Genomic DNA, 22,592 nt, shown 5'->3' with positions numbered 1-22,592 from the left:
AAGTCATTTTAGGATTATTAAACAAAACACCAAGTTAGCTCTAAAACGCTCTAAATCACACCAAATGGTTCCCCAGTCTCAGGTTGCGTCTTGTCGTTTTACCTACAAACGGGTAGTTTTAACAGATCTGACTTTTGCTGCCTGCACATGCAGGTACACCGTAACCGGAGGGTTAAATGGCTCTGCAACAAGAGATTATTCAGGCATTAGGGGTTAAACCACAGATCGACCCACAACACGAAATCCGTGTCAGCATCGATTTTCTGAAGTCGTATCTGAAAACGTATTCGTTTCTTAAGTCTCTGGTACTGGGTATCAGCGGCGGCCAGGACTCAACGCTTGCCGGCAAACTTTGCCAACTCGCCATCAGTGAATTGCGTGAAGAAATCGGGGACGAAAGCTATCAGTTTATCGCGGTACGCTTACCCTTTGGCGTGCAGGCCGATGAACAAGACTGCCAGGACGCAATTGCCTTTATCCAACCCGACCGCGTGCTGACGGTGAACATTAAAGGTGCAGTGCTTGCGAGTGAACAAGCGCTGCGTGAAGCAGGTATCGAGCTGAGCGATTTTATTCGCGGCAACGAAAAAGCCCGCGAACGCATGAAGGCACAGTACAGCATCGCGGGTATGACCCAAGGGGTGGTAGTGGGTACTGACCACGGCGCGGAAGCCGTAACAGGTTTCTTCACTAAATACGGCGATGGTGGCACCGATATCAACCCAATTTTCCGTCTGAATAAGCGCCAGGGAAAAGCGTTGCTAAAAGCCCTGGGTTGCCCGGAACATCTATATCAGAAAGCCCCAACCGCTGACCTCGAAGATGATCGCCCTTCTCTGCCAGATGAAGCCGCACTTGGCGTCACTTACGAGCAGATTGATGACTATCTGGAAGGTAAAAAACTGGATGAAGCCACCAGTAAAATTATCGAAGGCTGGTATCTGAAAACCGAACACAAACGTCGCATGCCGATAACAGTGTTTGATGATTTCTGGAAGAAGTAATATTCGCTCCGGCGGATGACAACAGCTCATCCGCCTCTCACCTGGAAACACATGGACAGCTCTGCAAAACGCGCTACGGCCTTCGGCCTGCTGGCGATCCTCCTCTGGAGCACTTCGGTTGGTTTATTACGCAGCATTAGCGAGCACTTTGGTCCCGTTGGCGGCGCTGCTCTAATTTATACCGTTAGCGCGGTGTGCTTGTGTCTGGCCCGTGGTTTGCCCAAAGTCCGCGAAATACCAACCCACTATTTATGGATTGGCGGCGCATTATTTGTCACTTATGAAATAAGTCTCGCGCTGGCTATTGGCCTTGCACACAGCCGCAGCCAGTCGCTTGAATTGGGGATGATTAACTATTTATGGCCCAGTCTGACTATTCTGATGGCCCTGTTTATCAATCAACAACGCAGTAATTTGTGGCTCTGGCCAGGGCTTGCTCTTTCTCTTGCTGGCATCGTTCAAGTGATGAAGGGGGATGGTGACTGGTCGCCGTTGCAGATGTGGCACAACATTCTTGATAACCCGCTGGCCTACGGATTAGCCTTTGCCGCCGCGTTAATTTGGGCGCTGTATTGCAATGTTACGCGCCGTTGGAGTGACGGAAAAAATGGCGTCTCGCTATTTTTCTGCGTCACCGCCATTGTGCTGTGGGTTAAATTCGCGTTCGTGGGCGAAGCCCCAATTCACTTTACATGGCCTTCGTCGTTGCAATTGCTGTTCATGGGCGTTTCCACGGCAGTAGCCTACTCAGCATGGAACCACGGCATTCAGCGCGGAAATATGACGTTGCTTGCCACAGCATCGTATTTTACTCCGGTGCTTTCCGCGTTAATCGCAAGTTTGTGGCTAGGGTTACATCCCGGTTGGGCATTCTGGCAGGGGGTAATCATGGTGGTCGGCGGGTCGCTGTTGTGTTGGTTAGCAACCCGCCGTTACGGCTAACGCGTTATTTCACCATCGGAAGTTTCAAATCATGCTGATGGGCGCATTCAACCGCGCTTTCATAACCCGCATCAGCATGGCGCATCACGCCCGTTGCTGGGTCATTCCACAACACACGCTCTAAGCGCACAGCGGCTTCTGGCGTACCGTCTGCAACAATCACCACGCCTGCATGTTGTGAGAAGCCCATCCCCACACCGCCGCCGTGATGCAGACTCACCCACGTCGCACCGCCAGCAGTATTTAGCAGTGCATTCAATAATGGCCAGTCGGAAACTGCATCTGAGCCATCTTTCATCGACTCTGTTTCACGGTTTGGTGAAGCCACTGAACCGCAATCAAGATGATCGCGACCAATTACAACCGGCGCTTTCAGCTCGCCATTGCGCACCATTTCGTTAAACGCCAGCCCGGCGAGATGTCGCTCACCCAGGCCGAGCCAGCAAATACGTGCTGGTAAGCCCTGGAATGCGATGCGTTCTTGTGCCATATCCAGCCAACGATGCAGGTTCCGGTTATCCGGGAATAATTCTTTGAGCTTCGCATCCGTTTTAGCAATATCTTCCGGGTCGCCAGAAAGGGCAACCCAGCGGAATGGTCCTTTGCCTTCACAAAATAGCGGGCGAATATACGCCGGAACAAAGCCCGGGAAATCAAAGGCATTTTTCACACCTTCATCAAATGCCACCTGGCGGATATTGTTGCCGTAATCCACCGTAGGCACGCCCATTTCCCAGAAGTCGAGCATCGCCTGAACGTGTACCGCCATTGAAGCACGAGCCGCTTTTTCTACCGCTTTAGGCTGTGAGATACGCTCATTTTGCCAGCGTTCTACCGTCCAACACTTCGGTAAATAACCGTTTATCGGATCATGTGCGGAGGTTTGGTCGGTTACGATATCAGGCTTAATACCACCTGTTTTCGCCCGTTTTACCAATTCTGGCAGCAATTCAGCCGCGTTACCCAACAGACCAACGGAAATAGCCTTTTTCTCTGCGTTTGCTTTCTCGATAATCGCCAACGCTTCATCAAGATTAGTCGCTTTATAATCCAGATAACGCGTGCGCAGACGGAAATCAATGCGCGACTCCTGGCACTCAATGGCTAATACCGAAGCGCCTGCCAATACGCCAGCCAGCGGCTGTGCACCGCCCATGCCACCCAAACCTGCGGTGAGGATCCACTTGCCACGCAGATCGCCACCGTAATGTTGACGCCCTGCTTCGGCAAAGGTTTCAAACGTACCCTGCACGATGCCTTGCGCACCGATGTAAATCCATGAACCTGCCGTCATTTGGCCGTACATCATCAGGCCGGCTTTATCTAACTCGTGGAAATGATCCCAATTAGCCCAGTGTGGAACGAGGTTGGAGTTGGCAATTAATACACGTGGTGCGTCGGCATGGGTGCGGAAAATACCGACCGGTTTACCCGATTGCACCAGCAGCGTTTCATCAGCTTTAAGGCTACGCAACGATGTAAGGATCTGCTCAAAACAATCCCAGTTACGCGCCGCTTTACCGATCCCTCCGTACACCACCAGATCCTCCGGGCGCTCTGCGACATCTGGATCGAGGTTGTTCTGGATCATGCGATATGCGGCTTCGATCAACCAGTTTTCGCAGTGCAATGTAGTGCCGTGTGGAGCGCGTACCGTGCGGGCTACCGCCTTTTTTACAGATTCAGTCATTGTGGTGGCTCCTGGCATCAGGCCGACGTAGAAGGAAAGAGTTGAGTGACAACATCAGGTAATTCACCGCTGGCACCCCACTGGCGCATACTTTCGATATCGGGAGCCAGTAGGCGGTCTTTATCAAGGAAAGCAACGCGTTGGCGCACACCGTTAAAGACCTGTTCCATCAACGGTGAGCTGCGCAGAGGGCGAGAAAACTCAATGCCTTGTGCGGCGGCCATCGCTTCAATACCCACTACCGCAGATGTGTTGAAACACATGTCACCCAAACGACGTGCGGCATAAGTTGCCATTGACACGTGATCTTCCTGGTTTGCCGAAGTTGGCAAACTGTCCACACTACCGGGATGTGCCAACGATTTGTTTTCGGATGCCAGCGCAGCAGCAGTCACCTGCGCAATCATAAAGCCGGAGTTAATACCGCCTTCTTTGACCAGGAATGGCGGTAAGCCGGAAAGCCCGGTATCCAGTAGTAATGCAAGGCGGCGCTCTGAAATCGCGCCAATTTCAGCTACCGCCAGTGCGATAATATCGGCGGCGAAGGCCACAGGTTCGGCATGGAAATTACCACCGGAAATTACTTCACCGGTTTCGCTAAATACCAGCGGATTATCAGATGCGGCATTGGCTTCAATTTGCAGCACACGAGCTGCGTGGCGCAGGTTATCCAGACACGCACCCATCACCTGCGGTACGCAGCGAATAGAATACGGGTCTTGTACGCGCCCACAATGCTGATGAGAATCGACAATTTCGCTATCTGCCAGCAACGCTCTGACTGCCGCCGCAACGTCAATTTGCCCGGTTTGCCCACGCGCTTCATGGATGCGCGCATCGAACGGTTTCACCGAGCCTTTAATCGCCTCAAGTGATAAAGCCCCCGCCACAAGGCCTGCACCAAATACTTTTTCGCCTTCAAACAAACCACGCAGCGCCAGTGCGGTAGAAACCTGCGTACCGTTTAGCAGTGCCAGGCCCTCTTTTGGCCCAAGTACTAACGGCTCAACACCCGCAATTTTTAGCCCTGCAATGGCAGGCAATTCTTCACCGTTAATTCGCACATTCCCTTCACCCAGCAGCATCAGTGAAAGATGTGCTAACGGTGCGAGGTCACCCGATGCGCCAACGGAACCTTTTTCAGGAATAACTGGCATCACACCAGCATTAAACAGGCGTAACAAACTGTCGATAACGTCCATACGCACACCAGAATGACCGCGTGCGAGGCTGATAATTTTGCTCGCCATAACCACACGCACTACGTCGTCAGGCAGGGGTTGTCCAAGACCCACGCTGTGCGAAAGCACCAGATTGCGCTGTAATTCAGCCAGATGGTCTTTAGCTATGGTGGTTTGCGCTAGTTTACCAAACCCAGTATTGATGCCGTAAACCACGTCGCCATGATTCACGATGGCTTCAACGGTTTGTTGTGACTTAACCACAGCATCAACGGCCTGTGGGTCAAGACTCAGAGTCACGGTTCCGTGATAAATTTCACGCAGTGTGGCGAGCGTTACGCGCCCCGGTGTAAGACAGCAAAGCTTTTTTTGCAGCGACATATTTACATCCTGATGGCATCAATTCATATGAACGTATAGAGTTGTATATACAACCTAACTAATAAACCCAAATGACCGCCAGTACGTCATAGGTAATTTTTATAAAATAGTGAGCGGGATCGCGCTTAACCCATAAAAATATTAAGGACAAATATGTCTGATTTAGAACCTCTGGAGCAGTTACGTTCAGCGATTAGCGATCTCCCCGCCCCTATTTATTTACGGGTCAAGCAGGGAATTATCAGCCAGATACGTAGCGGTAACTGGCTTGCCCACCAGCGCGTGCCTTCGGAAACAGAACTGGTGAATGCGTTGAATGTCAGCAGAATGACGATTAACCGTGCACTTCGGGAATTGACTGCAGAAGGCTGGCTGGTGCGCATGCAGGGTGTCGGTACATTTGTTGCGGAACAAAAAGGCCATACCGCAATGCTTGAAGTGGGAAGTATTGCGGAAGAGATAACTGCACGCGGCCACCATTATCGCAATCAAGTGGTGGCACTTGAGCAAGTTAAGGCAGATGCAACGCTTGCCCATGCCTTTTCGGTGAACGTTGGCGAGCCGCTGTTTTACTCGCAATTGGTTCATTACGATAACGATATGGCGGTGCAACTGGAAACACGCTATGTGAATCCGGCGCTGGTCGCTGACTACCTGCAACAAGATTTTAAACTGTTCACTCCGCACCATTACCTGAGCAAAATAGCTCCGCTAACCTCGGGTGAGCATATCGTTGAAGCTGTATTGGCTAATGAAACCCAGCAAGGGTTGCTTGAGGTGACCGCCAGCCAGCCCTGTTTGTTGATTCAGCGCCGCACCTGGCATCATTCGCAGGTTGTCACAGTCGCCCGGCTGTTATATCCGGGCTCGCGTTATCAGTTGGTGGGGAGTTTTACCGGTAAGTAATCAGAGGTAAGTGATTTCGCTAAACAGCAGCTTCCCTTCCGATTTCAGCAGGCGCAAGGTGTGACGACCCTCTTGCCACCATGCGCCTTGCTCTGGTGTCAGCAGTTTGTCACCCAATTGCCACTCGCCGCTTAACACATACACAATGCCACCTCTGGGAGCGAACGTCGTAAAGGTGCGGTCAGCAACACGCACTTTGGCACGGCAGCGGTCACGGTGCGTCATGATATTAAAATCCATCGACATACCCTGTTTCAGCTCTGCTTTAACCGTGTAATCTCCGGCAAACGCGAAAGGCTGAAAGTGTTTTAGGGTATGACGAAACGCCTTTCCGGCATCCAGAACGACTTCCCCCCCTGCAAGCAACGTGATGACACGGTCTACCTGGGGAAATGCTGAAAACTCGCCGCTACTGGCGATTGACGCGATGCTGGCACGCCAGTTGAAATCACGCGTCGCGGGCGGGAAACAGCAAATCTCGCGAGTTTCTCCGGCCCCGTTACGCCACAAGCTGACGGGCACTTTTCGTATATCAAAGAATTCCATCACCACTCCTGAAGAGTACGCATTACTTGCGCAAACTGTGCATTACTTTGTTCATCGAGCGGATGCTGCCTGTCAGATATCACCTGCTTTCCTGCAACCCACACGTCTCTAATTTGCTCGCTCTTGCCAGCGAATAACCAACGGTTAAGCACCGCATAATCTTCTACATGCGCCAGCCATGAATCACGCTCGAGCACCAGCCAGTCAGCACGTTGACCAGGGGCAATCATCCCCATTGCCACACCACAAGCTTGCGCTCCACCTACTGCTGCCTGGCGCCATAACACTTCACCAACCTGCGGGAGTTCGGGGAGCACAATACGATTACGGCGACGGTCACGCAGGCGCTGCGCATACTCAAGCCAACGTAATTCTTCCAGCGCATTGACCGAAACATGGCTGTCAGAACCGATTCCCCAGTGCCCGCCCTGGGCGATGAAATTAGTCGCTGGGAATATACCATCCCCCAAATTCGCTTCGGTCGTTGGGCACAAACCAGCCACCGCACGGCTTTCCACAATTTGAGTTAACTCTTCGGCGGACAAATGCGTGGCATGAACCAGGCACCAGCGGTCGTCCACCGCAAAACGGTTATACAACCATTCAACCGGGCGTTCACCGCTCCAGGCAAGGCAGTCATTCACTTCTTTTTCTTGCTCAGCAATGTGAATATGCACCGGTAAGCGGTAATCGCTCGCTTCCAGAACATCTTCCATTTGCTCCTGCGTTACCGCCCGCAGTGAGTGGAAACACAGGCCATGATTAATCAACGGATAGCGACGAAGTGCGTTGCCCAACGCTTGCTGTTGGCGCAGATAACGGTCGACATTCTGAATAAATCTTTTTTGCCCGGGCTGCGGTGGTTGCGCACCAAAACCTGCATGGCTGTAAAGCACCGGCAACAACGTTTGCCCTATTCCGCTGTTATCGGCAGCAAGCAGCAATTGCTGTAGCATCAAATCACCTGACGCATACGGTTTTCCGTTAACGTCATGATGTAGATAGTGAAACTCAGCAACCTGGGTGTAACCGCCCTTGAGCATATCAATGTATAACCGGGTGGCAATGGCGCCGACTTGTTCCGGCGACAATTTTTGCACCATGCGGTACATCGTGTCGCGCCACGTCCAGAAGCTGTCTTGCGGATCACCGGCGACTTCCGTCAGCCCCGCCATCACCCGCTGAAATGCATGCGAATGTAGATTGGAGATAGAAGGAATCACGGTTCCGGCAAGCAATGTCGCATTCTCCCCAGAAGCGCCAGCATCGACATGAGTGATAATGCCTTGTTCATTGACGGTAATACGCACGTTGTGCCCCCAACCTTGTGGGAGCATCACTGCTGGAGCAAAAAATGCTGGCATAGATTTGATTCCTTCTTTTGCGATGCCAATGATTTAGCGATTAATTGCGGCTAACGCAAACCAAATTTGAAACTTGTTTATCGCCGTCATAATTCAAGTGACTGAAGTTGCCGAAAAGCACTGGCTGCGCTAGCTTGTAGTCAATTGTCTATACAACCTGATGTGGAGAGTATCATGCCTTATCCTCGCAACATTGACAGCCTGTGGAGCGGTGCAACGCTTGTCACAATGAAAGATGGGCAATACCAACTGGTTGAAGATGGAGTCATAGCGGTACATCAGGGGAAAATAGTCTGGGTTGGCAAGCGCGAAGCGCTCCCCGACATTACCGCGCAAGCTCACCATCATTTTGAAGGCGGAATAATCACACCGGGATTTATCGATTGCCATACCCACCTGGTGTTTGGTGGCGATCGCAGCGCCGAATTTGAAATGCGTTTAAACGGTATGAGCTACGCAGAAATTGCAGCCCAGGGTGGTGGGATTATTTCCACCGTTCGCAGTACGCGTGAAGCTCATGAAGATGAACTGCTCAACTCTGCTCGCCAGCGGCTACATCACTTGATGAAAGAAGGCGTGACTACAGTCGAAATTAAGTCGGGTTATGGGCTGGATATCGACAACGAAATTAAAATGCTGCGCGTTATTCGCAGGCTCGGAGAAACACTGCCAGTAGAAGTTTATGCTACCTGCCTTGCGGCTCATGCTATTCCACCGGAGTTCAGCGGCAATGGCGACAAATGGGTTGAAGTGGTGTGCGAACAACTACTCCCACGTATTGCTACAGAAAAACTTGCCGATGCCGTCGATGCGTTTTGTGAGCATCTGGCTTTCAGCCTCGCTCAAACCGAAACAGTTTTTGCCGCCGCGCGTGCTTTAGGCCTGCCCGTTAAACTGCATGCCGAGCAACTTTCTTCGCTGGCGGGCAGCAGCCTTGCGGCACGGTATCAAGCGTTGTCAGCCGACCATCTTGAATATGCCACCGACGCCGACGCACAAGCGATGGCTGCTGCAAACACGGTTGCCGTTATGCTGCCGGGCGCATTCTATCTACTGCGCGAAAAGCAACAGCCGCCTGTGGCGGCGTTTCGCAAACACGGCGTGCCGATGGCCGTTGCAAGCGATGCAAACCCTGGAACCTCACCTGCTCTATCGCTACGTTTAATGTTAAATATGGCATGTACCCTGTTTGGTTTAACACCCGAAGAGGCACTAGCGGGTGTCACTCTGCACGCTGCGCAAGCACTGGGTATTCGCGCCAGTCATGGCAGCCTTGAATGTGGGAAAGTTGCAAACTTTGTGCACTGGCCTGTGGCACGTCCCGCAGAACTGGTCTATTGGTTAGGTGGGCAATTGCCCTGCACCGTTATTTATCAGGGAGAGAAACGTGACAGCACCCTTTAACTTCAGCCGTGGGAAACTGCCTTTGCTGGTTAGCATTCCGCACGCAGGCACAGCGCTGACACCAGAAGTTGAGTCAGCGTTAAGTGATGCCGCAAAACCACTGCCTGATACCGACTGGCATATCCCAAAATTATATGATTTTGTTCAGGCGTTGGGCGCAAGCGTGATTGTCGGCAACTATTCGCGCATGGTTATCGATTTAAACCGCCCGGCAGATGATAAACCGCTCTACACCACTGCGACCACCGGTCTGTATCCCGAAACGTTATTCGATGGTTCGGCGGTATTTGTGCCGGGTAAAGAACCCAGCGCTGAACAACGCAAATTCGCACTGAAAAATATCTGGCAGCCCTATCACCTGCAATTGCAAAGTGAACTCGAAAGAATGAAAGCGGAGCATGGTTACGCCCTGCTTTTTGATGCGCATTCCATTGCCAGTCATATTCCGCGGCTGTTCGATGGGAAACTACCCGATATTAATTTCGGCACTAACAGTGGCAAAAGCTGTGATGAGTTGATTGAAGAACATCTGGTGGCTTGCGTGGCATCGCAACAGCGATTTAGTTGGGTAGCGAATGGGCGTTTCAAAGGTGGCTACATCACCCGCGCTTACGGCCAACCTATGCAAGGTATTCACGCAGTGCAGTTAGAACTGGCGCAATGCAATTACATGGATGAGCAACCACCGTTTACCTGGCGTGCAGACCGCGCAGAACAGTTGCAACCGCTGCTCGAACAGATTATTCGTTCGATGCTGGCGAGCGCGCAGCAAATTGTTTAACCCTGAATGTAAAATTTGCCCTAAATAATTCGAGTTGCAGCCAACATCCTGCAGCTCGAAGAATATCAGACAAAAGAAAACCGCCGGTCCTGTCCACTGCAATATGCTTTGTGGACAGGACCGGCGGTCTTAAGTCATACGATCAGTTATTCCTGATCTGTAGGCATTTTACCTTCAAGTTGAGGGCGTTCTGTCAGACGCTTCTCAAAATTGGCATTAAATTGTTTTTTCTGTTCCGGCGTCAGAATGTTGTAGATCTTATTCTGCGTTTCCATATGAGCCATCATACGGGCTTTGTTTTGCTCGGCCATTTTATCTACTTGAGCCTGAGCTTTGGCTTTATCGAAGCTATCGCTAGCAATGATGCTGTGTGCCGCACGACGTTCTTCTACAGAAGGGCGCTCCATTTTACCGCGCTGTTCTTTCATGATGTCACGCACTTGCTGTTTCTGTGCGTCAGTCAAATTCAAGTTTTTAAACATCATGTCGTGAAGGCCGCCACGCATGCCTTTATGGTGCATCATCGGCGCATCGGTTTTTGCAGCAGTGGTCGTAGTGGTGTCAGCTGCATGAGCCAGGTTTGCCGCGCCCAGAGCCAGAGTTGAAGCAACAAAGAGAGCTGTTAATTTACGCATATCGTTTATTCCTATTCTGATTTCTATTACGACAGGGTCTGTCGCGTTGACGAGATTGAGTTTACGGAGCTTTGCGTCAATTAGTCAGAGCATCGGTAAAGCATTGAAAGGGTAAACAACAAATTTGCATCAATTATGGAGATAATAAGGATAAAGGCGGGAGGAATTGCAACAAAATATAACAAGAAGATGATTTTAAACGAATTATGTAGGAAGTGTATAATAGTTTGAATGCTGAAAAAAGCATCTTCTAAGATTTATCTGTATATTGCTGTCAGCCATTTGAATATTTATTGGCCCCAACTTCTGAGGCCAGAAAATAATTATATTTCACGCAGCATCAAGCCTGCTCGTAAACCCGTTGCCACATTGGGATTAGGAAATAAAACAAACTCGATATTTTCTTTCACCACATAACGCGTATCGCCATCTTCTGCCAGCAAGGTGCCTTTCGGGAATGCGGTAAAGTTTTGTGTTTGTGCCGACATGTGCAACACAAAGGCGTCACTGTGGCGCGTAATCTGCTGCGTAACTGTATAACGCAATGGCGGCCCTTCAGCATCCGGTGATTGTTCACCGCTCAGTAACGCCTGTAAAGCCTGCAATGTGACCGCAAACTGGCTGAGATCGTTTTCACCAAACGGCTGTGCTTTACCTAATTCCAGCGTGCAGCTCAACGCGTTGAAATGCTCACTAGTAAAGTGCGTAAAAGTACCTGCGGGGGATTGATGGAAGACCAACGCCTGTAAACCTGCACATCCTAACCACGACAGAAACGCCTCATCGTAAGGCAAAGAGCGTGCGGGTAAGACACCAAATCGCGGATGGTATGAACTGCGAATTGCAGTGTGCATATCAAGGTGCCAGCAAACTGTCTCTTCACATTGGGCCAAAAACAGTTCAAGTGCATTTTCAAGACGACCGGCTCGTTGGGTTTCAATGCTTTCCGGGAACTGTTGCCAGCGACCACCAAACATACGGTTCATATCACTGTGCTGGAAACGTTGGTTACTGCGTAATGCAGCCGGGTTCCCCAGCACGACCAGCACACGCCACTGCAACGCCAGCTCACCTGCCAGCAGGCTATCCACCAGCTGTGCGAGTATTTCCACGGGTGCAGTTTCATTACCGTGAACGCCAGCAGAGAGCACTAGCGTTTTTTTCACAGCCTGATGTGGAGTCAGTGTCAGAATCCCTTCATCCCACCATTGCCAATGAAGATGGGCATTGTTCTCCTCGCCCTGTATTGGCGCTTTGCCCGCCAGGGTTTGCGCCAGAAAATCCAACATTGTGCCTCCAGTTAGTGCTGAAACGGATAAACAGATCCTAAGTCTAGTATACGCGTCAGTTCATCGAGCGCCTCACGTCCTTCACGCAGCAACTGCGGATCGGCTAAATCCGCCTGTGTTAATTGGTCGCGATACCAGCGATCTACCCAATTATTGAGCGTAATAAACAGCGTGTCGTTCATCATTACCGCTGGGTTTAATGCTTTTTGTTCAGCCCCGTTTAATACCACACGCAGACGCAAACAAGCTGGGCCGCCGCCGTTTGCCATACTTTCACGCAGATCAAACACTTTCAGCTCAATGATTGGGTTATCCGCCGCCAGCACTTCATTGAGATAACGCCAGACACCAGCATGCTGACGGGATTCTTCCGGCAGTATTAACGTCATGCAGCCATCGTCACGGCTGAGCAGTTGGCTGTTAAACAAATAGGTTGCAACCGCATCCGCAACCGAAACTTTATCTGTTGGCACTTCAATGGCGGTAAAACCAGGCACTCTTTCACGCAACTGCTTATAGAGTGCTTGTTGATGTAAGAACGCCTGTTCGTGGCAGAACAGTACCTGGCGATTGGATACCGCAATCACATCGTTGTGGAAAACGCCCTGGTCGATAACCGCTGGGTTTTGTTGTGCAAAAACCTGCAAGTCAGGGTTAACCTGGTTAAGCCTTGCGACAGCCTGGCTTGCTTCTAATGTCTGACGCGCAGGATATCGCGCGGGCACCTGCCCGCTTTTAGCGTCTTCACGCCCGTAAATAAACAGCTGTGTTGATGGGTCGCCAAAAGCACCACCGAGGCGGTTATGGTTTGCCGCACCTTCATCACCAAACATGGCAACCTGCGGCAATGCACTATGAACAGAAAAATACTGCTCATTACGGAAGATAGCTCGCAACAGGTTTTCGGTGGTTGGCGCTTCGCTGGCACGGTGGAATTTGTTGTTCAGGTTCGCCACAGTAAAATGGACTTTGCCGTCCAGACTATCTGCCGACGGGCAAACTGTCGCGGCATTTGCCACCCACATAGAAGAAGCCGAACTCACAGCCGAAAGCAATTGTGGCGCCTGTTTTGCCACGCGTTCAATAATCTGCGCATCTGTTCCGTTAAACCCCAATTGACGCAGCAGCGGAATATTAGGCCTTTCTTGCGGCGGGATGACCCCTTGCGCAAAACCCGCATCTGCCAGGGCTTTCATCTTCAGCAAGCCTTGTTTAGCCGCAAGCTTAGGATTGGACACGCGGAACTGGTGTTTAGTTGAGGCTTCATTACCGAAAGAAAGCCCGGCGTAATGGTGGGTAAGGCCCACCAGACCATCGAAATTCACTTCACGCGCAGTCATAATTATTCCTTACTGCTGAAATCAAGCCCTGGGCTCAGGGTTGCAGGCAGCGGGAAGGTCGGACTTTCTAGCGTCGCCATCGGCCACGCACAATAATCTGCTGCATACCAGGCACTGGCACGATGGTTACCCGACGCACCCACGCCACCAAACGGTGCCGCACTGGAAGCCCCGGTTAACGGTTTATTCCAGTTCACAATCCCGGCACGCGCTTCCAGCAATAGTTGGTCAAACTGCTTACGATGCGGGGAAATCAGCCCGCTTGCCAGGCCATAGCGCGTATCATTCGCCATGCGGATAGCATCATCGAAATCGGTATAACGGTAGACCGTTAACAGTGGCCCAAAAACTTCTTCATCTGGCACATTTGCCACACCCGTTAATTCAACGATTCCCGGCGTCAGTAGCGATGTTCCTGCTTTTATCAGTTTAGGCTCCAGCAGTGCAATGCCTCCGCGAGCGATATGTTCCTGCCAGCCGGTCAACACACGTTCTGCAGCCTGCACCGAAATAAGCCCACCAATAAACGGCTGCGGCACCGCGTCCCACGCATCAGGCTTGATACGCCCCGCCACTTCCACCAGACGATTTAAAAACGCATCGCCCTGCACGCCTTTTTTAACCAACAAACGACGTGCACAGGTACAACGCTGCCCGGCGGTAACAAATGCTGACTGAATTACCAAGTGAACAGCGCCGTCGATATCTTCAGGGTCTTCAACGATCAGTGGGTTGTTGCCTCCCATTTCGAGGGCGAGAATTTTCTCCGGCTGCCCGGCAAACTGGCGATGAAGCTGGTAGCCGGTGTTTGCGCTGCCAGTGAACAATAAACCATCCAGCCCGGGTTGCTGTGCTAATGCCTGTCCGGTTTCACGGCCACCCTGAACCAGATTCAACACACCATCAGGAATGCCAGCCTGCTGCCACAGTTTCATGACTTGCTCGCCAATCAGAGGCGTCAGTTCACTGGGCTTGAATACCAGTGTATTACCCGCCAAAAGGCCTGGCACAATGTGCCCGTTTGGTAAATGCCCGGGGAAGTTGTATGGGCCAAATACCGCTAAGACGCCGTGTGGACGGTGGCGCAACGTAGCGGCACCGTCTGGCATCTCAGTGTGGGTTTCGCCTGTACGCGTGTGGTATGCCTTAATAGAGATGGCGATTTTGTTAACCATCGCCGTGATTTCAGTGGCGGCTTCCCAACGAGGTTTACCTGTCTCCTTGGAAATGGTGACGGTCAGAGACTCTTTATTAGCCTCAAGCAAGGTCGCGAATTTCTCAACGATGGCCTGGCGTTCAGCAAACGGGCGTTTTGCCCATGCCGGGAACGCCGCACGTGCTACCAGACAAGCTTGTTCAACTTGCTTTGCATCCGCAGCAACGCCTTCCCACAGCAAATCCCCGTTCACCGGATTATGCTTTTGCAGTGATTCGCCCTGACCGGCAATCCATTGTCCATTAATCCACTGAGTCATACTTTTTTCTCCTCGGGGCATAAACGCACCAGACGCACTTTATCGCCAGTGCTGCATTTCAGGGCATCAGCAGTGACAGCATCGATAATCAACCGGTCACCTTTAGGGTTCGCCTTAACCAACATGGCGCGGAAATTATTATATTTTTCATTAGCAACCAGGCATATCGGCAATTCTTCCGTTGCCGGCTGCCCGATGGCTACCTCAACGAGACGGCTTTTACGAATGGCGCGGACCCGGTCGATATCGCACTCAAGCGTTGGGCCACCATCAAAAATATCCACGTAATTGCGATAGCGGAAACCTTCGGCTTCAAGAACCGCCCGTGCAGGTGCGGTTTGCGGATGCACTTTACCAATCACTTCCCGCGCTTCTGGCGACAGGAAGTCGGTATAAATTGGGTGTTTTGGCATGAGTTCGGCAATAAACGCTTTCTGCCCAGTGCCACACAGGTAATCTGCACGGCTAAATTCCATGGAAAAGAAGCGGTTGCCAAGGCTTTCCCAGAACGGGGAATGGCCGTGTTCATCTATCACGCCGCGCATTTCAGCCACTACTTTTTCGTTAAAGCGATCGCGGAATGCTGCCATAAACAGGAAGCGTGATTTGGAAAGCAGGTAACCGTTGCCCTCTTTGCGCCAGTCAGCATCCAGGAACAACGTGCAAAGCTCGCTGCTGCCCGTGTGATCGTGGCTCAAGAACAGCGTCGGCAACGCGTTATAAATATTCAGCTCTTTGGAAGCGTGAACATGCGTGCCAACGTGGTAGTTGTACCAGGGGTCGTTTAATCCGACGGCCACTTCAATGGCGCAAATCCCCACTACCCGCTCAGATGCAGTATCTTCCAGCACAAAAACGTAACCCTGGTCACCTTCTGGCAGGCCGCCCTGCCAGGTATTAATTGAGCGTTCGATGCGTGCCGACAGCGTTTTTTCATCCGCAGGCAGCGAGGTCAACCCACCACCTGTTTTACCCGCCAATGCCAGCAGCCCGGATAAATCACCGCGCTCAACCGGACGGATAATCATCATGATTGCTCTCCCGCTAAGAAGCGTTCACAGGCGCGCTCAAAACGATCCAACCCTTTTTGCACTTCGGCTTCGCTGACAATTAGCGCTGGCGCAAAACGAATCACGTTCGCTCCGGCAATAAGCATCATCAAGCCCTCAAGTGCTGCAGCCTGTAGAATAAGTTTAGCTTTTCCGCTGTATTCTGGTTGCAATACACAGCCAATTAACAGCCCCAAACCGCGTACTTCGCTGAACAGTTGGTGCTTCTGATTAATCTTGTTTAAACGCTCAACAAACCAGGCGTGGCGCTGTTTAACACCTTCGAGCACTTCAGGTGTGTTGATAATTTCCATCACCCGGCCTGCCACTGCACCTGCCAGCGGGTTGCCGCCGTATGTCGTGCCGTGAGTACCCACCACCATCACTTTTGAGAATTTATCGGTCGTCAGCATCGCGCCAATCGGGAAGCCGCCGCCCAACGCTTTTGCGGTAGAAAGCACATCTGGCGTGATGCCGTAATGCATGTAGGCATACAACTCACCAGTACGGCCGACGCCGGTTTGCACTTCGTCAAAAATCAGCACCGCATTGTGGCGGTCGCACAACTCGCGCAAGCCTTGCAGGAACGTTGGATCAGCGGGAACAACACCGCCTTCTCCTTGTATCGGTTCAACAATCACCGCGCAGGTGTTTTCGTTAATTAGTTCGCTTGCCGATTGCAGGTCGTTATAAATTGCGTGGCTGATTTGCGGTGGCAAAGGTGCAAAATCTTGTGAGTAAGCCGGTTGCCCACCAGCTGAAACAGTAAACAACGTGCGGCCATGGAACGCATTTTTGAAAGCGACAATACCGCTTTTCTGCGGGCCAAAGTTATCGTGCGCGTATTTGCGTGCCAGTTTCAATGCAGCTTCGTTGGCTTCTGCCCCGGAGTTGCAAAAGAACACTTTGTCCGCAAATGTGGCGTCAATCAGCTGTTTTGCCAGGCGCAAAATCGGCTCGTTAGTGTAGCCATTGCCGGTGTGCCAGAATTTTGCAGCCTGCTCTTCGAGAGCCTTACGCAATTCAGGGTTGGCATGTCCGAGGGCGTTAACCGCTATCCCACCAGCAAAATCGATATAATCTTTGCCTTGCTGATCCCACAACGTCGACCCTTCACCACGTACCGGAATAAAAGAGGCTGGGGCATAAACGGGCATCATCCATTCGTCGAAATTTTGGCGGGTAATTGACTGCGACATAGCGACCTCTTCGGGTAAATAAAAAGTTATTTATATGTTAAATAATTGGGTGTTTGCGCTGTAAATGTAGATTGCACGGTTTATGCCAGCCAGCGATAAAAATGCATATCAGAGGGATGAGATTGGTAAATCAATAGGTTACAAATGAGCTTCATTCACATAAAGTGAATATTTAGTGCATAGTTTTACGGTGCCACCTGAATTGCCGCATAAAAACAAGAAAGATTATGCAGTAGTAAAATTTAATACTGGATTTGTGATCGATGATGGGGTTTGCACAACGTTTACGCCTCAACGTGGTGCAACCAGTGCTGTTTTGGTGCAGTTTTTGCTCTGCAACATTCATTGATGCTGTCTATGGCAGCGTATTCAGCACGCTGGCTTATTTTCTGCTAACATCCTGCAACATTGAACAGCAACCACGGCAGCGACTTATGAAATTCGTCTCTTTTAATATCAACGGCCTGCGCGCCCGTCCGCATCAACTTCAAGCGATTGTTGAACAGCATCAGCCTGATGTTATCGGCTTGCAGGAAACCAAAGTCCACGATGACATGTTCCCGCTCGAAGATGTCGCAAAGCTTGGCTACAACGTCTTTTATCATGGTCAGAAAGGCCATTACGGTGTGGCGCTATTAACCAAAGAGACGCCAATTTCGGTACGTCGTGGCTTCCCTGGCGACGATGAAGAAGCGCAACGCCGCATTATCATGGCAGAAATTCCCTCGCCACTGGGTAACCTGACGGTGATCAATGGTTACTTCCCCCAAGGTGAAAGCCGCGATCATCCAACCAAATTCCCGGCAAAAGCGAAGTTCTACCAGGATCTGCAAAACTACCTGGATAACGAACTGAACAAAGACAGCCCGGTGCTGATTATGGGTGATGTGAACATCAGCCCATCCGACCTGGATATCGGCATTGGTGAAGAGAACCGCAAGCGCTGGTTGCGCACCGGAAAATGCTCCTTCCTGCCGGAAGAACGTGAGTGGATGGACCGCCTGATTAACTGGGGCCTGGTTGACACTTTCCGCCACGCCAATCCGGAAGCACAAGACAAGTTCTCGTGGTTTGATTATCGTTCAAAAGGTTTTGACGATAACCGCGGGCTGCGTATCGATCTGCTGCTGGCAAGCCAACCGCTGGCTGAACGTTGCGTGGCAACCGGCATTGATTACGAAATTCGCAGCATGGAAAAACCATCGGACCATGCGCCCGTGTGGGCTGAATTTAAGCTCTAAGCTTTGCGCTAAGGACACACTATGAACACCACGAGTCGCAGAGGTTTCTTACCCAATGCGTAAGTTATTCTTTGCCGCTCTGGTCGTTATTTTTGTCCTGTTCATTATCTTCCTGCCGCCGGGCAGCCTGGCGGCACTGCAACATTATCAAGCGCAACTCTCCGCCTGGCACCATCAACATCCGCTGCAAACGGCGGTAGCGTTCTTTGTGATTTATGTAGTGGTCACGACACTTTCTATACCCGGTGCCACGCTGTTAACACTGTTAGCCGGGTCGCAACTCGGCCTGGTTCAGGGAACGGTGCTGGTTGCACTGGCGGCGACATGTGGCGCAACACTTGCGATGCTCATCAGCCGTTATTTACTGCGCGATTGGGTACAACAACGGTTTGCCGCACCCATGTCTGCCATTAATCACGGGATGGAAAAAGAAGGTTTGTACTATCTTTTTGCTTTGCGCCTGATGCCCATATTCCCGTTCTTTTTGGTCAATTTGCTGATGGGCCTGACGCCAGTTAAAACGCTGCGTTATTTTGCCGTTAGCCTTATCGGGATGCTGCCTGCAATTGTTGTCTACCTTAATGCAGGACGTGAATTGAGCAAGCTTCGCCAGCTTAGCGATATTCTCTCGCCCGGTATGATAGTGATGTTTATTTTGTTGGGGTTATTGCCGCTGGTTTCACGCCGTATTGTTACCCGGTTTCGCCCACATTAATTTTAAGGAATCCACTTTGCGCGGTTTCACTTACCGGGTTTATACCCTTCTCTTTTCGCTGTTACTGAGCACCTTTTCCTTCGCTAGCGCCCCTTCTGACTGGCAAACATTGCGTCAGCAAGCAAAAGGCCAGACTGTGTATTTCAACGCCTGGGGCGGTGATCCGGCAGTAAACAGCTACCTCGATTGGGTTACGGGCGAAATGAAACAGCACTACGGCATAACGGTAAAAATCGTACGCCTTGCTGATGCCGCCGATGCAGTAAAACGCATTCAGAGTGAAGCGACTGCCGGGCGTAAAGATAACGGTTCAGTCGATTTGCTGTGGGTAAACGGTGAGAATTTCCATACCCTGAAGCAGGCTGGATTACTCAAAGAAGGTTGGGCGTGGGATTTACCAAACTGGCGTTATGTAGATCAGAAAAAACCGGTACGCGAGGATTTCTCGCAACCCACCGACGGTGCCGAAGCTCCGTGGGGTGCAGCGCAGCTTATGTTAATCGGCAATGTACCGCCGAACGTCACTCTCCCGCGCAGCGCATCTGAACTGCTGGAATTTGCCAAAACGTACCCCGGAAAACTGAGCTATCCTCGCCCGCCGGATTTCACCGGCACTGCGTTTATTGAACAGCTTTTGATTGTATTGACGCACTCCCCGCAAGCATTACGTCTTCCACCTGACCCCGCAACGTTTAGCCAGGTAACTGCACCACTGTGGAGCTATCTGGATAAGCTGCATCCGCTTTTATGGCGCGAGGGTAAAACCTTCCCACCAACGCCTGCACGCATGGACCGAATGCTGGCTGACGGCGAGTTACTGCTTTCGGTGACCTTTAACCCCGCGCATGTCGATAATCTTATAGACCGCAAACAACTGCCGAAAAGTGCACAGGCATTTGGCTTTACGCAAGGCATGTTGGGTAACGTCCATTTTGTCACTATCCCTGCCAATACCAGCGCCCAGGCTGGTGCACAGGTGCTGGCCAATTTCCTGATGTCGCCTGAAGCGCAAATCCGCAAGGCCACTCCGGCAATTTGGGGCGACGCCACGGTTCTGGATAGCGAAACTCTACCAACACCTCTGAACGAACAACTTAATGCCCAAAAACCTGCCCACCAGCAAACAGTGCCATATCTGGCTGAGCCACATGCTGCCTGGGTTAATGCGCTGGAAAAAGAGTGGTTACAGCGTTACGGGGCAATGTGAGCTATCGAGTCTTACAACGCGGGTTAGCCTGGCTTGCGGTGGGGGGTGTTTTCGCCCCGCTGATACCGGGTTTAGTCATGATGCTCAAACCCGTACTGATGGCTGATGTCTGGCAGGCGCTGTGGGCTGATAACCAGTGGCCTGGCGCGCTGCGCGCAACGCTGAACTCAACCCTGATTAGCGTCGCCGGTTCACTTGCGCTATGTCTTGTTCTGCTTTGCGGTCTGTGGCCGGGTGTGCGCTGGCAGCGTTACACCTCACAATTACCACTGCTGTTGGCGTTACCACATGTCGCTTTTGCCAGCGGTTTCTTGTTCCTGTTTGCCGATAACGGCTGGCTGGCGCGACTGTGTGGCGTGTCATTTCATCTTGATGAAAATGGCACTGGGCTGGGTATTTTGCTGGCGATCAAAGAGAGCTGGTTTTTGCTGTGGATTGCCAACACCCAGCTTAATTGGCAGTCACTTTCCCAACAACTCACCGTCGCGCAAAGTCTGGGTTATGGCCCACTACAAAGCCGCGTGCGGGTGTTGCTTGCCCAGTTATTACCACGCCTGAAATGGGCATTGTTGGCTGTAGTCGCGTATAGCCTTTCGGTTGTGGATGTCGCCATTATTCTTGGCCCGGCAAACCCGCCTACGCTTGCGGTTCTGGCCTGGCAGTGGCTCAACGATGTAGAGCCGCAACAGGTCGCGATGGGAATGTTAACGTCGCTATTATTGGTCGTTATTCTGGGGGCGTTTATCGCACTGGGCTATGGATTATGGGTCATGTTGCACCAGGCTTTAGGGCAGTTTTCTGGCCGGCGTCATCAACTAAGCATCCAGCCGTTGGCATCTGTTTTGGGTTCTATAATGACAGTAATAGGCATTGCGGCGATTGTAATACTGCTGCTTTGGTCATTTTCCGACGGATGGTTTTACCCGACACTTTTGCCCGAGGCTTTCGCGTTTCAAGCCTGGCAAACAGCTGAACTTTCGCCATTAATCACCACATTGCTGCTGGCGTTGGCAAGCAGTCTTATTGGTTTGCTGGTGGTTATTCTATGGCTTGAAGGCGGCAATCCACGGTTTGATCTCTGGCTTGTGCTGCCGCTATTTTTGCCTGCTTTACCGCTGGTCGCCGGGCAATACCAAATGTTGCTGATACTTGAGCAAGATGGCTGCTGGTTAGGGGTTATCTGGAGCCACCTGTTGTGGGTAGTGCCTTATATGCTTCTGGTGGTGCGGCCTGCGTGGCAGCAATTTGATTCCCGCTTGACTATCACCGCTCGTACCCTTGGCTGGTCAGCCTGGAAAATTCTGTTTGGGGTTCAGTTACCGTTGCTTATTCGCCCGATACTTGCCGCAGTAGCCGTCGGTTTTTCGGTGAGCATCGCACAATATTTACCAACGCTGTACGCCGGTGCCGGGCGTTTTGCTACCGTTACCACAGAAACCTTGGCGCTCAGCAGTGGTGGCGACCCGCAGCAACAGGCGATTCAGGCATTATTGCAAATGCTCCTCCCGGCAATGATGTTTATCGCCACGCGCAGGGTTCACCGCCTGATAAGCCATTATCGACAAGGATTACGCTAATGCTGTGTGTTCAGGATTGCTCTATTTATAATGCTTCCCGCTCGCTGATTCAGAACATAAATTTCACGGTTTCTGCCGGTGAAGTACTGACGTTAATGGGGCCATCTGGCGCGGGTAAATCGACATTTTTAAGCTGGATGATCGGATCACTACCCGCAGAGTTTAGCGTGAAGGGCGAGCTATGGCTTAACCAACAACGCCGCGATACGTTGCCCACTGAGCGGCGTAAAATCGGCATTTTATTTCAAGATTCGCTGTTATTCGCCCATCTCAATGTCGGACAGAATCTGGCGATGGCTCTTCCCGCCGAGCTCAAAGGACGTGAACAACGGCGTCATTGCGTTGAAGAAGCGCTGGCGAACGCGCAGTTAGCCAACTTTTCGCGGCGCGACCCGGCCACTCTTTCGGGTGGTGAACGCGCACGTATCAGCGTGTTGCGGGCATTATTGGCAAAACCGGAAGCATTATTGCTTGATGAACCTTTCTCACGCCTCGATCAGACATTACGTGAGCAATTCCGCCAGTTTGTCTGGCAGCAAGTTGAACAACTAGCCATCCCAGTGGTGCTGGTGACTCACGATCCGCAAGATATTCCGACAAACGGGCGCGTGATTACGATTTGATTCGAATAATGCCGGGTATATGCGTTACCGCAAAGAATAGCCG

The 22,592-nt window shown here is 51.5% G+C and carries 20 protein-coding genes; 10 read left to right on the top strand and 10 right to left on the bottom strand.

The features are described 5' to 3' along the window. Positions 1–176: 176 nt before the first annotated feature. Together nadE and yddG are read left to right on the top strand one after the other, a co-directional pair. The gene (gene nadE, locus FH968_RS04190) at positions 177–1,004 is read left to right on the top strand and encodes an ammonia-dependent NAD(+) synthetase (protein ID WP_139877715.1); all 828 of its coding nucleotides are present in this window, start codon (positions 177–179) and stop codon (positions 1,002–1,004) included. Positions 1,005–1,055: 51 nt separating this feature from the next. Next, a complete protein-coding gene (gene yddG / locus FH968_RS04185; RefSeq protein ID WP_139877712.1) occupies positions 1,056–1,946 on the top strand; it encodes an aromatic amino acid DMT transporter YddG in 891 nt (296 codons plus the stop codon). 4 nt (positions 1,947–1,950) lie between these two features. On the opposite strand, the gene hutU is transcribed toward yddG, so the two are convergent. Together hutU and hutH are read right to left on the bottom strand one after the other, a co-directional pair. Further along, positions 1,951–3,636, bottom strand: a complete 1,686-nt coding sequence (hutU, locus tag FH968_RS04180; protein ID WP_139877710.1) for a urocanate hydratase — start codon at positions 3,634–3,636, stop codon at positions 1,951–1,953. Between the two features lie 17 nt (positions 3,637–3,653). Beyond that, positions 3,654–5,198 carry a histidine ammonia-lyase gene (gene hutH / locus FH968_RS04175; RefSeq protein ID WP_139877708.1) on the bottom strand — a complete coding sequence of 515 codons (1,545 nt, stop codon included), beginning with the start codon at positions 5,196–5,198 and terminating at the stop codon, positions 3,654–3,656. 153 nt (positions 5,199–5,351) lie between these two features. Between hutH and hutC the strand changes: the two genes are divergently transcribed. Then, positions 5,352–6,104: a histidine utilization repressor gene (gene hutC / locus FH968_RS04170; protein ID WP_139877705.1), complete on the top strand. Its 753-nt coding sequence runs from the start codon at positions 5,352–5,354 to the stop codon at positions 6,102–6,104. Here the strand turns inward: hutC and ves are convergent, their stop codons facing one another. Together ves and FH968_RS04160 are read right to left on the bottom strand one after the other, a co-directional pair. Next, a complete protein-coding gene (ves, locus tag FH968_RS04165) occupies positions 6,105–6,650 on the bottom strand; it encodes an environmental stress-induced protein Ves (protein ID WP_139877703.1) in 546 nt (181 codons plus the stop codon). Continuing rightward, entirely contained in the window at positions 6,650–8,014 is a 1,365-nt protein-coding gene (locus tag FH968_RS04160) for a formimidoylglutamate deiminase (RefSeq protein ID WP_139877701.1), read from the bottom strand. Before FH968_RS04160 ends, ves begins: the two co-directional genes overlap by 1 nt. Before the next feature lie 174 nt (positions 8,015–8,188). Here FH968_RS04160 and hutI point away from each other — a divergent pair, with 174 nt between their 5' ends. Together hutI and hutG are read left to right on the top strand one after the other, a co-directional pair. Further along, positions 8,189–9,418 (top strand): imidazolonepropionase, encoded by a 1,230-nt coding sequence (hutI, locus tag FH968_RS04155; protein WP_139877699.1) that lies wholly within the window; start codon positions 8,189–8,191, stop codon positions 9,416–9,418. Beyond that, positions 9,402–10,199, top strand: coding sequence for an N-formylglutamate deformylase (hutG, locus tag FH968_RS04150; RefSeq protein WP_139877696.1), 798 nt, complete (start codon positions 9,402–9,404; stop codon positions 10,197–10,199). The genes hutI and hutG overlap by 17 nt, the downstream gene beginning before the upstream one ends. 146 nt (positions 10,200–10,345) lie before the next feature. Here the strand turns inward: hutG and spy are convergent, their stop codons facing one another. The 6 genes from spy to FH968_RS04120 all read right to left on the bottom strand — a co-directional run bounded on the left by spy (position 10,346) and on the right by FH968_RS04120 (position 17,186). Continuing rightward, entirely contained in the window at positions 10,346–10,834 is a 489-nt protein-coding gene (gene spy, locus FH968_RS04145) for an ATP-independent periplasmic protein-refolding chaperone Spy (RefSeq protein ID WP_139877694.1), read from the bottom strand. Between the two features lie 323 nt (positions 10,835–11,157). Beyond that, entirely contained in the window at positions 11,158–12,123 is a 966-nt protein-coding gene (gene astE / locus FH968_RS04140) for a succinylglutamate desuccinylase (protein WP_139877692.1), read from the bottom strand. A gap of 11 nt (positions 12,124–12,134) precedes the next feature. Further along, positions 12,135–13,463: an N-succinylarginine dihydrolase gene (gene astB / locus FH968_RS04135; RefSeq protein ID WP_139877690.1), complete on the bottom strand. Its 1,329-nt coding sequence runs from the start codon at positions 13,461–13,463 to the stop codon at positions 12,135–12,137. 2 nt (positions 13,464–13,465) lie between these two features. Then, on the bottom strand, positions 13,466–14,938 hold the full coding sequence (astD, locus tag FH968_RS04130) for a succinylglutamate-semialdehyde dehydrogenase (RefSeq protein WP_139877688.1): 1,473 nt from the start codon (positions 14,936–14,938) through the stop codon (positions 13,466–13,468). Next, on the bottom strand, positions 14,935–15,969 hold the full coding sequence (gene astA, locus FH968_RS04125) for an arginine N-succinyltransferase (RefSeq protein ID WP_139877685.1): 1,035 nt from the start codon (positions 15,967–15,969) through the stop codon (positions 14,935–14,937). Before astA ends, astD begins: the two co-directional genes overlap by 4 nt. Beyond that, positions 15,966–17,186 (bottom strand): aspartate aminotransferase family protein, encoded by a 1,221-nt coding sequence (locus tag FH968_RS04120; protein WP_139877683.1) that lies wholly within the window; start codon positions 17,184–17,186, stop codon positions 15,966–15,968. The genes astA and FH968_RS04120 overlap by 4 nt, the downstream gene beginning before the upstream one ends. Positions 17,187–17,620: 434 nt before the next feature. On the opposite strand from FH968_RS04120, the gene xthA reads away from it, so the two are divergent. The 5 genes from xthA to FH968_RS04095 are packed head-to-tail and all read left to right on the top strand — an operon-like array spanning position 17,621 to position 22,549. Further along, entirely contained in the window at positions 17,621–18,427 is an 807-nt protein-coding gene (xthA, locus tag FH968_RS04115) for an exodeoxyribonuclease III (protein WP_139878038.1), read from the top strand. A gap of 55 nt (positions 18,428–18,482) precedes the next feature. Beyond that, complete coding sequence (locus tag FH968_RS04110) at positions 18,483–19,142, top strand: TVP38/TMEM64 family protein (RefSeq protein WP_139877681.1); 660 nt, start codon at positions 18,483–18,485, stop codon at positions 19,140–19,142. 58 nt (positions 19,143–19,200) lie between these two features. After that, positions 19,201–20,349 carry an ABC transporter substrate-binding protein gene (locus FH968_RS04105; protein WP_305038334.1) on the top strand — a complete coding sequence of 383 codons (1,149 nt, stop codon included), beginning with the start codon at positions 19,201–19,203 and terminating at the stop codon, positions 20,347–20,349. Further along, on the top strand, positions 20,346–21,926 hold the full coding sequence (locus FH968_RS04100; protein ID WP_223271283.1) for an ABC transporter permease: 1,581 nt from the start codon (positions 20,346–20,348) through the stop codon (positions 21,924–21,926). Before FH968_RS04105 ends, FH968_RS04100 begins: the two co-directional genes overlap by 4 nt. Then, complete coding sequence (locus FH968_RS04095; protein WP_139877677.1) at positions 21,926–22,549, top strand: ATP-binding cassette domain-containing protein; 624 nt, start codon at positions 21,926–21,928, stop codon at positions 22,547–22,549. The genes FH968_RS04100 and FH968_RS04095 overlap by 1 nt, the downstream gene beginning before the upstream one ends. Positions 22,550–22,592 lie beyond the last annotated feature (43 nt).

Source organism: Buttiauxella sp. B2 (assembly GCF_006376615.1).
GTDB lineage: Bacteria > Pseudomonadota > Gammaproteobacteria > Enterobacterales > Enterobacteriaceae > Buttiauxella.
This window is presented reverse-complemented; position numbering and strand designations above follow the sequence as displayed.

Excerpts from the sequence above, each read along its gene's own strand:
- yddG (WP_139877712.1), top strand. The coding sequence starts at position 1,056 with ATGGACAGCTCTGCAAAACGCGCTACGGCCTTCGGCCTGCTGGCGATC.
- spy (WP_139877694.1), bottom strand. The coding sequence starts at position 10,834 with ATGCGTAAATTAACAGCTCTCTTTGTTGCTTCAACTCTGGCTCTGGGC.
- hutH (WP_139877708.1), bottom strand. The coding sequence starts at position 5,198 with ATGTCGCTGCAAAAAAAGCTTTGCTGTCTTACACCGGGGCGCGTAACG.
- FH968_RS04160 (WP_139877701.1), bottom strand. The coding sequence starts at position 8,014 with ATGCCAGCATTTTTTGCTCCAGCAGTGATGCTCCCACAAGGTTGGGGG.
- nadE (WP_139877715.1), top strand. The coding sequence starts at position 177 with ATGGCTCTGCAACAAGAGATTATTCAGGCATTAGGGGTTAAACCACAG.
- astE (WP_139877692.1), bottom strand. The coding sequence starts at position 12,123 with ATGTTGGATTTTCTGGCGCAAACCCTGGCGGGCAAAGCGCCAATACAG.
- FH968_RS04110 (WP_139877681.1), top strand. The coding sequence starts at position 18,483 with ATGCGTAAGTTATTCTTTGCCGCTCTGGTCGTTATTTTTGTCCTGTTC.
- hutI (WP_139877699.1), top strand. The coding sequence starts at position 8,189 with ATGCCTTATCCTCGCAACATTGACAGCCTGTGGAGCGGTGCAACGCTT.
- astA (WP_139877685.1), bottom strand. The coding sequence starts at position 15,969 with ATGATGATTATCCGTCCGGTTGAGCGCGGTGATTTATCCGGGCTGCTG.
- astD (WP_139877688.1), bottom strand. The coding sequence starts at position 14,938 with ATGACTCAGTGGATTAATGGACAATGGATTGCCGGTCAGGGCGAATCA.
- ves (WP_139877703.1), bottom strand. The coding sequence starts at position 6,650 with ATGGAATTCTTTGATATACGAAAAGTGCCCGTCAGCTTGTGGCGTAAC.
- hutU (WP_139877710.1), bottom strand. The coding sequence starts at position 3,636 with ATGACTGAATCTGTAAAAAAGGCGGTAGCCCGCACGGTACGCGCTCCA.
- astB (WP_139877690.1), bottom strand. The coding sequence starts at position 13,463 with ATGACTGCGCGTGAAGTGAATTTCGATGGTCTGGTGGGCCTTACCCAC.
- hutC (WP_139877705.1), top strand. The coding sequence starts at position 5,352 with ATGTCTGATTTAGAACCTCTGGAGCAGTTACGTTCAGCGATTAGCGAT.
- FH968_RS04120 (WP_139877683.1), bottom strand. The coding sequence starts at position 17,186 with ATGTCGCAGTCAATTACCCGCCAAAATTTCGACGAATGGATGATGCCC.
- FH968_RS04095 (WP_139877677.1), top strand. The coding sequence starts at position 21,926 with ATGCTGTGTGTTCAGGATTGCTCTATTTATAATGCTTCCCGCTCGCTG.
- xthA (WP_139878038.1), top strand. The coding sequence starts at position 17,621 with ATGAAATTCGTCTCTTTTAATATCAACGGCCTGCGCGCCCGTCCGCAT.